Annotated in this window: 10 protein-coding genes; 1 reads left to right on the top strand and 9 read right to left on the bottom strand. The window is 60.4% G+C overall.

Going from position 1 to position 13,758, the window contains the following annotated elements:
* From AC3WJU_RS18425 to AC3WJU_RS18465, 9 genes are all read right to left on the bottom strand, one after another.
* Window positions 1-183: ribbon-helix-helix protein, CopG family (locus AC3WJU_RS18425; protein WP_492260541.1), on the bottom strand; the 183-nt coding region annotated here is incomplete at its 3' end.
* A gap of 407 nt (window positions 184-590) precedes the next feature.
* Window positions 591-3,545 (bottom strand): FAD-binding and (Fe-S)-binding domain-containing protein, encoded by a 2,955-nt coding sequence (locus AC3WJU_RS18430; RefSeq protein ID WP_492260542.1) that lies wholly within the window; start codon window positions 3,543-3,545, stop codon window positions 591-593.
* Between the two features lie 173 nt (window positions 3,546-3,718).
* Window positions 3,719-4,687, bottom strand: a complete 969-nt coding sequence (locus AC3WJU_RS18435; RefSeq protein ID WP_492260543.1) for a sugar ABC transporter substrate-binding protein — start codon at window positions 4,685-4,687, stop codon at window positions 3,719-3,721.
* An 80-nt stretch (window positions 4,688-4,767) separates the two neighbouring features.
* A complete protein-coding gene (locus AC3WJU_RS18440) occupies window positions 4,768-5,757 on the bottom strand; it encodes an ABC transporter permease (RefSeq protein WP_284990257.1) in 990 nt (329 codons plus the stop codon).
* Window positions 5,754-6,638: an ATP-binding cassette domain-containing protein gene (locus AC3WJU_RS18445; protein ID WP_284990256.1), complete on the bottom strand. Its 885-nt coding sequence runs from the start codon at window positions 6,636-6,638 to the stop codon at window positions 5,754-5,756. The genes AC3WJU_RS18440 and AC3WJU_RS18445 overlap by 4 nt, the downstream gene beginning before the upstream one ends.
* Window positions 6,639-7,029: 391 nt before the next feature.
* Window positions 7,030-8,490, bottom strand: coding sequence for an APC family permease (locus AC3WJU_RS18450; RefSeq protein ID WP_492260544.1), 1,461 nt, complete (start codon window positions 8,488-8,490; stop codon window positions 7,030-7,032).
* A 138-nt stretch (window positions 8,491-8,628) separates the two neighbouring features.
* Window positions 8,629-9,522: a D-2-hydroxyacid dehydrogenase gene (locus tag AC3WJU_RS18455; RefSeq protein ID WP_492260545.1), complete on the bottom strand. Its 894-nt coding sequence runs from the start codon at window positions 9,520-9,522 to the stop codon at window positions 8,629-8,631.
* A gap of 154 nt (window positions 9,523-9,676) precedes the next feature.
* Window positions 9,677-11,437 (bottom strand): IlvD/Edd family dehydratase, encoded by a 1,761-nt coding sequence (locus tag AC3WJU_RS18460; RefSeq protein ID WP_284990253.1) that lies wholly within the window; start codon window positions 11,435-11,437, stop codon window positions 9,677-9,679.
* An 85-nt stretch (window positions 11,438-11,522) separates the two neighbouring features.
* Window positions 11,523-12,278: an SDR family NAD(P)-dependent oxidoreductase gene (locus AC3WJU_RS18465; protein ID WP_284990252.1), complete on the bottom strand. Its 756-nt coding sequence runs from the start codon at window positions 12,276-12,278 to the stop codon at window positions 11,523-11,525.
* Window positions 12,279-12,482: 204 nt separating this feature from the next.
* On the opposite strand from AC3WJU_RS18465, the gene AC3WJU_RS18470 reads away from it, so the two are divergent.
* Window positions 12,483-13,694, top strand: a complete 1,212-nt coding sequence (locus AC3WJU_RS18470; protein WP_284990250.1) for a Gfo/Idh/MocA family protein — start codon at window positions 12,483-12,485, stop codon at window positions 13,692-13,694.
* The last annotated feature ends 64 nt before the right edge of the window (window positions 13,695-13,758 follow it).

Here is a 13,758-nt window from a genome sequence, read left to right on the forward strand (position 1 = left end):
CAGCTCCGCGTCATGGCTCATCACGAAATCCAGACCCTCACTGATCTCGCGACGGCGGCCGTGCCGTTGCAGGACCATCTCGGCTCCCTGGAGAAGAAGCGCGGACTTGGACGTATGCTCCTCGGCGGCAAGCTCATCGAGACGGCGGTCGAGGTCCTCGGGAACGCGTAGATTCATAGCCATACCTCATGGTACCAAACCAGTACCAAGGAAACCTGAGGTGAGGAGATTCGAACTCCTGACCTCTTCTCAGGGGAGGGCATATTGATGTCTGGGCACTTAGGCCCACCTCGTGAAAAAGGACGGTCGTAGCCACTCAGCTCCAGATCAATGGGAATGCTATTGCGTGCCGGGCAGATTCGTTGCAATGAGAAAAGCACCAACTGCCGCCACCATAATCGCAGCCGCGCCAGGCGAGACGCGCGGGATAAAGCGCGTTGTCGCGGACTCTATGGGCGGCGACGTGGATCGCCAAGAGTCGAAGCGGATGCTTGCCCACCACAAGCCGAGGGCTATGAGGATCAAGAAAATACCGAAGTACACCATTTCATCACCTTGTACGTTGAAAATAGCAGGCAACGATGCTCACGTCACTGATCCACTTCGCGGTCGGCACTTGCGTCATCGAAGTCAAGCGCCATTGCGAGATGCTTGCTCCCGCGAGCCGGATCGATTTGGGAAACCTGCATCGCGCAGCTGAAACCGTCCGTTAACACCAGGCTTGCGTCGCCCCCTCTATCGAGAGCAGGAACAATCGAGTGCTCTGCGACCTTCATCGACATATCGAAATGTTCCGCCTCGAAGCCGAAGTTGCCCGCAACACCACAGCACGAAGATGACTCGACGATATTCGGAACGCCCCAAGCCTGAAGTACCCGCCGCTGTGAACCAGAACCGAAGACTGCGTGCTCGTGGCAGTGTGTCTGCAACACTGCGGTTTCAGGTGGAACTGCTTTCGGAACCCACCCCCGTTCGAGCGCCTCATTGATCGCAACCGAGAACGACCGCACTCGAGCCGCCACTCTCTCGGCTGCTTCTCCGCCGACGAGTTTGGGGCCCTCGTCCCGTATGGTCGCGGCACAGCTCGGTTCCAGCACGACGATGTCCCGGTCGGTGCCATCGTCGAACTTGCTGATCAACCGCTCCAGCCTCCGCCGGGCACCGTCGCGTTGCCCCGTTGAGACCCAGGTCAATCCGCAGCATGCATCCGGCGTGCATCCAACCGTCCGGCCGGAATCGCGGAGCACGCGTGCCGCGGCCGGGATCACTTCCGGCCTGAAGGCTCGGGTGAAGCTGTCGGCAAACAGGAGTAGATCGGCTCCTTCGACGAAGCCCGCTTCGCATACCTGCCGTCGGATGTCTCCCGCCGGCGCGAACGCAGGGAGACGCCGACGGGCGCTAACCCCCAGAAGTTCCCCGAGATAGCGCAACTGCCGGATCCTGGTGCCGAAGTTCGCAACGGGGGCGATTTTGGTGAGCAGCGGCAGCCATCTGGGGAGCCATCCAATCGAGTAATGCGTAAATGGGCGGATACGCCCTTGGTAGTGCTCATCGATAAGCTGCGACTTTGCCTCCGCTATATCCACCCCTGTTGGGCAATCCGTCGAGCAAGCCTTGCACGAGAGACAGAGATCTAGCGCTTCGCGCACTTCCGGGCGTGACCATCCGTTCAGGCTGTTCCGATTCGCGCGCGTGAGTTCTTGGAGGACTCGAGCTCGACCGCGAGTCGAATCCTTCTCGTCCTTGGTCGCCCGGTAGCTCGGGCACATGAAACCGCCTTCGGACGATCGGCACCTCCCCACGCCAATACAGGCGTGGGCGTTTCCAACGAAAGGGCTCGCCAAAGGGAGCCGGAAACCCATCTGAATCGGGAGGCCAAACGTGCCGGGTTCAATCAGGCTCTCGTCTTCGTCGGACGGGAGACCCGGTTTGGGAGCTCCGTCCAGTGCGAGCGAGGCGGAGAAAGGTTCTGGGTCGACAATAATCCCGGGGTTGAGGACTCCAGCGGGGTCCCAGACATACTTGAAAGCTTTGAAGGCCGCGATCATCTCGACGGAGTACATCACATTCAGCAATTCGCTCCGTGCCCGACCGTCGCCATGCTCGCCAGAAAGCGATCCGCCATGTGCCACAACGAGTGCGGCGGCTTCTCGCGTGAAGTCCTCGAATACTTGGCGCCCCGATTCGCTACGCAGTTCGTAGTCAAGGCGCATATGAACACATCCAGCCCCGAAATGACCATACAAGAAGGCTGTATAGCCATATTTATGAACAAGGGGAATCAATTCAGCGAGATAATCTGCTAAGCGCTCAGGAGCGACCGCCGAATCTTCCCAGCCCGGCCAGGTCTGAATACCGTCGATTCGTCGCGAGGAGAGCCCGGCGCCATCCTCGCGGACGCGCCACAACTTTGCACGTTCCACGGGATCGGTCACGACTGAGTGGTCAAATACTCGACCCTGTGTGTGCAGTGCTTCAAGCAGCCGATCGCAATCGGCGCGCACCTGTTCGAGGGTGTCGGCCGAGAATTCGACCATAAGATAGGCATTTCCCTGAGGGAGGGAGTCAACGCTCGCGGGTCCTCTACGGTGGCGCATGATCTCCACGATCGATGAATCGAGTCCTTCGACGGCGCTCGGTCGAGCGTCCAGGATGGTCATCACGTCGCGTGCCGACTCGATGGTGTCTTCGTACCCGAGGCAGAGGAGGGCATTTGTCCGCGGTTTCGGCACGAGCCCGACTTTCGCCCGGACGACGATCGCGCAGGTGCCCTCGCTGCCCGCGAGCGCTGCAGCGGCATCGAATCCGTGTTCGGGGAGCAGATGTCCCAGATGGTATCCGGACACCTGCCGGGGAATACCCTGCAGTTCTACGCGGATTGCAGCGAGATTGGCCTGTACCAAGGCCCTCAAATCAGCATTCAGCTCTTCGGCTCTCCCGACTGAGTGCGGATCACCGTCGTCAACTGCGCAAAGGCCATCCCGGCCGGCGCGAAGGTGGGCTCCGTCGGCAGTGACGAGTTCAACCTCTTCCAGGTGGTGGGTCATCCGCCCGTAGGCGACCGAATGGTTTCCGCAGGCATCGTTCCCGATAGATCCGCCGATTGTGGCCCGCGTCAATGATGAAGGATCGGGAGCGAAGGTGAGCTCGCCGGACGTTGCCGTCTCAACGTAGAAGCGCAGTTCGCCGAGCACGACGCCGGCGTCGACCCAGACCGTTCGGGACTCGGCGTCGACCTCCCCCACCGTATTCATCCATCTCGAGAGATCGATGATCACCCCACGCCCGACGGCGTTCCCCGCCATCGAGGTGCCCCCTCCCCGGGTCGTGACAGGGATCCCGAATGCCGAGCAGGACCGCAGGATGTCGCGGACGTCGTCAACGGACTTTGGAAATGCGATCGCTTCCGGTCTCACCCGGTAGTTGGATGCGTCGTAGGAGTACTCTGAGCGTCGCCGGGCAGAGTCGTCGATCTCGATTCCCTTCTTCCGGACCGCGAAAAGCAGCTGGGAAATTTCCGCGGCTCCGACGTCGGTACTCGCCATGTTGCGTTCTCCATTCGTTGATTCTTTGGGAATTCTAGGCAGACGGCTCCCCTGTTGATCTGTCCCATAACGACACGGGCACAGCGATCCAAGAATCGCTGTGCCCGTGGTTTCACGGATTGTGCGGAATGGTTGTCAGCGCAACACTCCCGCACGAATCCGAGCCGCCGATGCTATTTCATGAAATCAGCCAGATTGTCCTTCGTGATCAGCGTGAACGGGAGGGTGTAACGGTTCTCGATCTTCCCGCCCTTGAGGAAGTCAGTGACGACCTGTACGGCCTTGACACCCTGCCCAGCTGAATCCTGGCGAACGGTAGCGGTCATGGTTCCGTCTTTGATGGCTTGGAAACCAGGTTCAGTACCATCGACGCCTACCACAGCCTTGATTTCCGAGGTACGGTGAGCGTCTGAAATAGCTGAGGCGGCGCCGAGGGCCATTTCGTCATTGTTTGCGACCACGGCGTCGATCTTGCCGGAGCCGAACCGAGACAGCGTGTCTTCCATGTTGCGCTTGGCGACGTCTCGGGTGCCTTGAGCCTGGAATTCGGCGACGGTCTTGATGTTGGCGTTGATCTTGCTTGTATAGCCAGACTTCCGGCGGTCAGTCCATGAGGCGCCGTAGGTACCTGCGGCAAATACAATGTTGCCGCCATTCGGGAACAGTTTGTTGATGTACTCGGCTTGCATTTCACCCGCGAGCGTGTCGTCGACGCCGATGTAGCTCTTGTAGTCGATGTTCGCCCCTTGTGCGAATTCGGTCGAGAGGATGAACAGCGGGATTTTTGCCTCGGTGACGCGCTTGGCCGCAGTCTGGCTGGCTTCTCCGTCGAGAGGCTGCAAGATGATCGCATCAACCTGCTTAGTGAGCAGGTCCTCAACCTGGTTGAGCTCAGTTCCGACGTCCTTCTTGGCGTCGGTGATGTGCAACGTGACGCCTTCATCCTTGGCCGTCTGCTCCATGGCCTTCGTCATCTGTGCGAGGTCCGGGTCCTGCAGGTCGAGAACAACGACCCCGATGTTGAAGGTCTTGCCGCTTGAATTGTTGCTACCTGCGGTAGCGCCGCCAGAACAGGCGCTCAGGGTAAGTGCGCCTGCCGCCAGCATTGCAGCGACAGCAGAGAAGCGTCGTTGCATTCTCATAGGTGTTCCTTTCGTTGTTTTTGTGTAATGGAGGGGTTAAGTTGTTCATATTCGGGAAGTAGCAAATTTGTTCCGGTCGATCAATCCGATTTCCAACGGTTCAGCAGCACCGCGAGGACCAGGATGATTCCCTGCATGCCTTGTTGGTAGTAGGAGGAGACTCCGAGCAGGTTCATGCCGTTCATCACAACGCCCAGCAGGAGCACGCCGACCACGGTTCCGCGGATCGTGCCGACGCCGCCGAAGAGACTGGTTCCGCCAATCACGACGGCGGCAATCACCTGAAGCTCGTACCCTGTTCCGGCGACCGGGGCCGCACCGTTAAGACGTGCAGTGAGCACCAGGCCGCCGAGGGCAGCGGTTACTCCGCCGATGAGGTACACCGCGAGGAGCACTCGATTCGTCGAGATACCCACTTTCTTCGCAGACTCTTCGTTACCGCCGACTGCGTAAACGTGCGAGCCGAATTTCGTGCGGCCCAGCACGAACTCGCACACGACGGCGGCAAGTACGAAAATCACCACGGGGATCGGAATAGGGCCGATGAAACCCGACCCGATCCATTCGCCCGGGCCGCTCAGCCCGGAGACGACCTGGCCGCCCGTGATGACGAGGGCCGCAGTGCGGGCAATCGCCATCGTTGCAAGCGTCGCGAGGAAGGGAAGGATTTTTCCCCAAACGACTAGTGCTGCACTCAGGAAACCGACGAGCAAGCCCACCCCCAGTCCCGCGATCAGTGGCCACCAGAATGCCTCGCCAGTTGATGGAGCGAAGAGTGCGAACACCATTCCGGCCAGGCCGACGACCGATCCGACGGAAAGGTCGATGCCTGAAGTGATCATGATGAATGTCATGCCAAGGGCGATGAGTCCGATAATCGAGGACTGTCGAACGACATTTACCAGGTTATTAAGCGTCAGGAAGTTGGGGGCCGCCATGGCGAGGAAGACCAGAATGAGGGCGAAAAACACCAGGATTCCATAGTCACCGATGAAGCGCTTGATCTTGGTAGATCGTGAGCCTTCCTCCAGTTTCGGTTTGCCCAGCATGACTGCAATCGTGTTTGTCACGAGTCGCTCCTGTTCGTTGAGTAGTCGAACTCATCGGCCGGCGGCCCGCTGACCGTGGCAAGCGAAGTGCTCCCTATCTTGCGGCGCTCCACGGGGACTTCTACATCGGTGTAGCCGTCGAGTGTGCCATGTGAGATCAGATGCGCAACCTGCGTCTCCGAGATCTCTCCGGTGCGGAACCTACCAACGATCTGGCCCTGACGCATGACCGCAAACCGGTCGGCCACTGCGAACGCCTCGTCGAGCCGGTGAGTGATGATAATGACAGCGATGCCCAGGTCCTTGAGCTTCTGCGTGACCTCGATGAGCTTGTCCACCTTGGCGACTGAGAGGTTCGCGGTGGGTTCATCCATGATGATGAGTCGAGCGTCGAAGGCAAGGGCGCGTCCGATCGCGACGGCTTGGCGTTGCCCACCCGACAGTCGCTTCACCTTGAGACGGGGATTAATCGGTATGTCCAGACGCGCGAGCACGCGATTGGTCTCGGCCTCCATCTTCTTCCTGTCGATGATTCGGAGCAGCGGACCGAGAATATTCTTCTGCGGCTCGCGTCCAAGGAAGATGTTCGTACGAACATCAAGGTTGTCCGCGAGGGCAAAGTCCTGGTACACCATCTCGATCCCTTTGTCTCGGGAGGCCGACGGGGTGTGGAACTCAGTGGGCTTGCCATCCATCTCGATGGTGCCCTTATCCGGCTGATACACGCCGGTGAGTACCTTCATGAGCGTTGACTTGCCTGCCGCGTTGTCGCCCAGCAGTGCAAATGTCTCGCCTGGCTGAACGTCGATACTCACTCCGCGCAAAGCGGACACTGCGCCGAATGTCTTCTGTATATCTTTGAGTGCGACCAAAGGAGGGGTCACAGGTGGTGCTTCGGTCATCTCATCCTCGTGATTGATAGATCTATGGCCATGAATTTGAACTGGTGAAGCAGATGCGCCAGCGATTAGCCGATTCAGCATGTGCAGATACGGCACGACGCCCTAGCGTCTGCTCCAGCGTTCCGGAGTCTTACCGCTTCATGTAAGAAACTATGAGTGACGGTGGTCATACTCACGTGTGCCAGTTTGGAACATCTAGCCCCGATGTCGAATGCGCCTCGGGCAACGAACGCTTAAATACAAAACTGCTCCCCCGCAAGCCAGAACTGATTTCTCAGTCCAGCTCCAGGGGAGCAGTTCATAAAGGCCGAATGCACGCAACCGGCCTCGGCACTACCCGTTCAGGTCCCGCCCACGATTGCGGAACCGTGAGCACAGAGGTTCTCCTCGCTCAGATCTTCTGACGGCCAAGCCGGGCGTACACGTCGGGTCGCTTGGAGCGAAGGAAGAATGCGTAGCCAATGCCACCAAAGAAGAGTGCGAAGGTAACGGTCATGAAGATGACTGTCATCAGGGTAGACCCCCCAATGAGTTCGGAGTAATTGGTAATGGAAAGATAGGTGATGACCCCAAGGAATATGAAGCTGATGATGGGTGCAACGATCGTCTGCCAAAACAGCTCCCGTTCCGAGCGGCGGCGACGGAAGAAGTAAACGAAAACCGCGAGGCTCGTGATGAACATCAAGAGCAGGACCGCGAAGCTACCGCTGCCGCTTGCAATGGGATACAGACTGTCCGGCGAGACTCCCAAAACCGAGAAGATCACCGTCGCCACGCCCCAAATGAGGCCAATGGCCAGCGAAGAGATGAACGGGGACTTGTGGCGGGGATGGACTCGTCCAAGGGCGAATGGCAGCACCCGGTCCGTTGCGAGCGAGAAGCTGTACCGGGCTGCGATGTTCTGGACCGAGAGCATCGACGCCAGGATGGAGGTGATCAGGAGGATGGTGGCTATATCGGAGAAGATCTTGCCAACCAGGGCGGAGGCGGAGTCGAAGAACAAATTGACGGTGTTCTGCTCTGCGGCGGCCTGAACGTTGTCGGCTCCGACGAACGTAACGTAGGCCCAGGCTGCGATGGCATAGAACAGGCCGATGCCGGCCACGGCGAGGTATGTCGCCCTCGGAATGGTCTTCTCGGGATTCTTGACCTCCTCCCGGTAGATCACCGTGGCCTCAAATCCGAAGAAGTTTCCAACGGCGAAGAGCAGCGCCAGCCCAAGTCCGGCGTCGGTAAGCCACGGCATGGAGAAACCGAGGCCATGCTCTACCCTGGCCCCGCTGGTGGCGAAGGAGAAGATATCGAATATGACTACAACAGTGACTTCGAGGAGCATCACGGTTGTCAGCACCCGCGCCGAAAGGTCGATCCTGTGGTAGGCCAGTGCCGTCGTCACGACGATGATACCGAGTGCGTACCAGTACCACGGGATGTCCGGGCCGTTCAGGGTGCTCTTGACGAATCCCTGCAGCGTCACCGCGAACAGCGGCGGAGCAAAGTACCCGATGAACATGTAGCCGAAGAGTGCCAGGAAGGCTCCTCCCAGACCGGCCGGCTTGCCGAGGCCAGCCGTTACGAAGGCGTAGAACCCTCCGGGGTTCGGGACGCTCCGGCTCATTTTTACGAATCCCACGGAGAAGATGAGAAGCATTGCCGTCAGCACGAGATAGATGCCCGGGGCAGTGTGCCCGCTGAACATCAGCAACACCGGGATAAAGCCGGCGACCGTGGTCAACGGTGAGGAGAACGCAAGCACGCTCATCACCAGCTCGCCAACTCCCATGTTGCCGCTGAGCCGATGTTCCTGTGTCTTGCGTGACGCGTTGGTCGCGTCGTTTGTTGTGGTGCTCATGTAATCCTCGTCACTGAATAGCTTAAGTGTTGAATCAGAGTAGCGGTCTCAGTTCTGGCATTTTTGTGCCAGCATGAAACAGTTACTCGCGCGATAGCCCGGAGATTCTTCTGTGAAAGGCTGCCGCCAAGACCCGAATCAAGGTCCGTCCACCCTCAGCGCCGGTGCCGTCACGCCGAGCTTCGAAAGATCCACCACATCGCGGAGTGGCTCGTTCGCCTTCCAGCGTCGCAGGTTCTCGGCGAAGCAGTCGACGACGCGGCCCCGCCAGCCGACTAGATCCCCCGAGGCATGTGGCGAAACCAGAATGTTGCTGTTGTTCCAGAAAGGACTGTGCTCTGGCAACGGCTCTTGCTCAAAGACGTCGAGGGCGGCTCCGCCCAAGTGCCCCGAATCGACGGCATCGATGAGATCCTGGTCCACCACTACCGCGCCGCGCCCAACATTGACCAGCCTGGCACCAGGCCGCATCCGCTTCATGCGGTCCGCGCCAAACAGGCCACGCGTCTCTTCCGTCAGCGGAAGAGTGAGTACGACGTCCTGGGCCTCACCGAGCAAGCGATCAAGGTCATTGAAGGAGGAAATGGCACCAAGCTGGGAGTCTTCCCGCGCCGAACGCCCGACGACGGTGACGTCCATCCCGGCGGCCCGCAGCAGCAGCACGGTTTCCCGGCCCACCGGCCCTGGCCCCACCACCAGCACTTTCCGGCCCAGGAGAGGCTCCGTTTCCCGGTGAAGCCACTGACGTTGCTGCTGGAGCTCTATCGTCCTGCGCAGATCTTTCGTAAACATCAAAAGCACTCCGAGGATCCACTCCGCAATGGGTCGTTCACAGACGCCTCGGGAGTTGCTGACCACAATGTCGCTATACACGATCTCTTCCGTCAGCAGGGCATCCACCCCGATGCTTGACGTGTGGATCCAGCGGAGCTCCCCGGGTCCGACCTCGCGCAACAAATTACTCCGGAAATCGTTCAGGAAAAGGATCTCTGCGCCGGGCTGCGCTGCCCGAAGCTCGTCGGCTGTTCGCACGATGACAATTTCGGCTTCCTCTTTCAATCGCTCTACCGGGGGCACGGGCCTGCCCGGTGGAATAATCACTATAGCTCTTGGTTGAGACATGCTTTTTCTTTCCGTTCCGCCCCGCGATGTGAGGCAACGCCGCTTCAAGCTACTGTCGGTACGGCTACCAGCCGCCCTGCCAACCGCTCGTGAGTCCGTAAGGAATCCGCTGCGATTCCTCATTGGGAAGGCCCTGCAGGAAGTCGAAGTCGCACCCTTCGTCGGCCTGGAGCACGTGATCAATAAACAAGCGGCCATACCCACGGCGGTACCTTGGCTCCGGCAGCTTCACCTCTGCGAGTCGACGCTCAATCTCCTCTGCAGGGATATCAAGGTCCAGCCGCTGGTTCTCCACGTCGAGCACGATCGGGTCTCCGTCGCGCACTACTGCGAGGGGACCTCCAACGGCGGCCTCGGGGGCCACATGCAGGACTGTTGTGCCGAAGGCGGTCCCGCTCATGCGTGCGTCCGAAATCCGCACGATATCGCGGATTCCCCTGCGCAGGAGCCTTTCGGGAATGGGCAGCATGCCCCACTCAGGCATGCCTGGGGCGCCGACGGGACCGCAGTTACGCAGCACGAGCACCGAGTCCTCGGTGATGTCCAGGTCGGGATCATCAATCCGAAGGCCGAGGTCATGGATTCCGTCGAAGACTACTGCCGTTCCGCGGTGTTTCAGGAGTTCAGGTGAGGCGGCGCTGCGCTTGATCACGGCTCCGTTGGGGGCAAGCGATCCGCGGACGACGGCGATCCCACCTGAAGGGTCAAAAGGCTCATGGAGAGTGCTGATCACCTTGCCGTCGGGGGTCGGAGCGGATGCGTAGCCCTCCGCCAGTGTCTCGCCGGTGACGGTAATAGCGTCGGAGTGAAGCAGGGGGTCCAGCTCCTTGAGCACGGCGGAGATACCGCCCACCTCGAACAGCTGCTTGATGAGGTGCTCCCCTGAGGGGCGCACATTCGCGATCCGAGGGGTCTTCTCCGAGATCTGGTGGAAGCGATCGAGCGGCAGGTCCACGCCAACCCGACGCGCCAATGCAAGGAGATGCACAACCGCGTTGGTCGAACCCCCGACCGCCATGAGCAAGGTAATGGCGTTGTCAAAGGCTTCCTTGGTCAGTACTTCGCTCGGCCTGGGCCCCTGAGAGAGCGCCATCTCGACCGCCCGTCGGCCGGTCGCCTCGGCCGCCTGGCCACGGCGCGAGTGAACAGCTGGAATCGAGGCTGTGCCGGGCAGGCACATGCCGAGCGCCTCAACGATGGAAGTCATTGTCGAAGCAGTGCCCATTTCACTGCAGTGCCCGGCCGAGGGCTTTGCAGAGGCTTCAAGTTCGTCGAAGTCTGCCTGCGTGATCTTACCGGCCCGCAGTTCGTCGGCGTATTTCCAGGTGTCGGTCCCGACACCCAGTTGGCGCCCCCGGAAGTGTGCCGGCTCCTGGGGTCCACCTGTCAGCATGATCGCGGGGACATCCGCACTTGCGGCGCCCATGAGCTGCGCGGGAACTGTCTTGTCACACCCACCGAGCAGCACGATGGCATCCAGCGGGTAGGCACGGATTGATTCCTCGACATCCATCGCCATAAGGTTGCGGAATTGCATCGCGGAGGGCTTCATGAGGCTCTCACCGAGTGAGATTGTTGGGAACTCCAAGGGCAGGCCTCCGGCGAGCAGCACCCCACGCTTCACGGCGTCGGCAAGGAGCCGGAAGTGGATGTTGCAGTTCACGAGTTCAGACCAGGAGTTCGCGATGCCGATCACCGGCCGGCCTTTGATGGCGAATCCCGAAAACCCCTCTGCCTGGATCGCGGTCCGGTGTATGAATCCGGTCAAATCGTGCGGGGCAAACCAACGTGCACTGCGAAGGTTGCTGGTATCAGGCTCTTGCATAGCGATGAACGCTCCTTGGACTCTCGTATTTATGGGGATACGCGCACCAGCGCGCGGGAAACAGTGTGGCGGGATACCGCGGCGGTCAAGCCGCCGACGTACCACCGTCGAAGGCCATGGCCGTTCCTGTGGCGAAGGATCCCTCCACAGCCAGGAAGTAGATCGCGCGCGCCACCTCTTCGGGGCTGGCCAGCCGGTTCAGAGGAACAGTGGATTCCTTCTGCCGCAACGCTTCAGCAGGATCGTCTTCCTGGTCGAGACCGGACCTCAGCATAGGGGTGTCGATCGGTCCGGGGCAGACCGCATTGACACGCACGAGCGGTGCCAGCTCGATGGCCAACGCCCTGGTGAGCCCCACGACGCCGGCTTTCGCGGCACAGTAGTGGGCAAGCCCCGCAACCCCCATCGTCGCGAGATCGGAGGCGACGTTGATGATGCTGCCCCCGCCGGCCGCCCTCATGGTTAGCCCGGCCTCGCGCGAAACGTAGAACGTGCCGGACAGGTTGGTGTCGATCACCTGATGCCATAGGTCCTCATCCAACTCCTCCAGGGTTGCGTATCCCGCGACGCCTGCGGCGTTCACAACGACGTCGATACCCCCGAGCTTTTGGGTGGCGGCCCGGACTGCGGCAATCGCGGAGCCGGCGTCTGAGACGTCGGCGACGAACCATTGCGCACGCTCCCCGATCTCCTCGGCGACTCGCTCCAGCTCGTCGGGCCGCCGGGCGAGCAGGGCGACGCTCGCACCGCGGCTTGCGAAGAGCCGTGCCGTGGCCTCGCCAACCCCGGAGGTGGCACCCGTGACCAAAACCCGCGCCTGCTCGGGCAGAATCGGATGCATGCGTTTCATCATGGTTGACGGAACTCCCTTGTACTCAGCATGACTGACTGTCCTGTACCACTAGACCAGTGTGAAAGCCGCCGGGCCTGTTCCACATTGAGACACCTGAAGATGAGGCTGGCTCCCTAGGCTGAGATCCAGATGGCACAACCCGGCTCGCGGAGGGTCATCATTCAAACCCAGGAGAAAGACGAAGGAGTCCCGTTGGAACACCAAAATCGTATTGGGGTAGGCCTCATCTCAGTTGGATGGATGGGGAGACTGCATTCGCGTGCCTATCTCGCCACCAAACAGTTCTTCCCCGAACTGCAGAAACACCCCGAACTTGTTATCGCAGCCGACCCGGACAGCGCCGGTCGGACTCACGCGGAGGAAGCGCTCGGCTACCGAGAGACCACCACCGACTACCGCGACGTTCTCGCTCACCCCGATGTCGACGTCGTCTCAATCTGCGCTCCGAACTTCCTGCACCACGAAATCGCGTTGGCAACCATCGCGGCAGGCAAGCACTTCTGGATTGAGAAGCCCATGGGGCGGAGCGCACGCGAGTCCCGTGAGATCGCCGAAGGCGCGGAGGCCGCAGGACTCCTCACCGCGGTCGGCTTCAATTACCGCCATGTCCCGGCCATCGCAGAGGCCCGTCGCCTCATCCGTTCCGGAGCTCTTGGCCGCGTTACGAATGTGCAGATGCGCCTCTTGACCGACTATGCCTCGGATCCGGGTCAGGTGTTCACGTGGCGCTACGAGCAGGCCCGCGCCGGTTCCGGAGTGCTGGGAGACATCCTTTCGCACGGCTTCGATCTAGTGCAGTTCCTCGTCGGCCGCATTGAGTCCGTGAACGCGGTGACCGAGACCTTCATCAAAGAGCGGCCCCTCCCGGCAGGTACCTCCTCGAACAGCTTCGACAAGGGCACGGCGTCGAACACCATGCAAAAGGTGGAGAACGAGGACTACGCTGCCATGCTCGCCCGCTTCGAAGGGGGTGCCATCGGCTTCTTCGAATCGACCCGTGTGGCTGTCGGCCCGCATGCCGAGTACATCCTTGAGGTCTACGGCACCAAGGGGTCCCTGCGCTGGAACTTCGAGCGCATGAACCAACTCGAGCTTGCCGACGACCCCCGCGGATACCGCACCATTATGGCCGACAAGTCCTTCGGCGAATTCGGTCGATTCCAGCCCAATGCTGGTCCCGGAATCGGTTTCAACGATCTGAAGACCATCGAAGCTTCGCTGTTCCTGCGATCTGTGATCGAAGGCAAGCAGCTGGCCCCCTCCACCGCCGACGGCTGGTCGGCCTCTGAACTCGTGGACGCCTCGCTACGCAGCGCCGAGTCGGGTGCCTGGGTGGAGATCCCGAGAGTCACCGGTGAGACGACCTATGGGTTAACGCCGGAGCTCCTCGACGCTAAGTCTTAATCGGGCTTCAGCAGAACAGACCCCCGAGCGCTGTGCGCCGGGGGTCTGTTCTTTTGATTGACAT

The sequence above is a fragment of the Arthrobacter sp. FW306-1B-F12A genome (assembly GCF_058781865.1).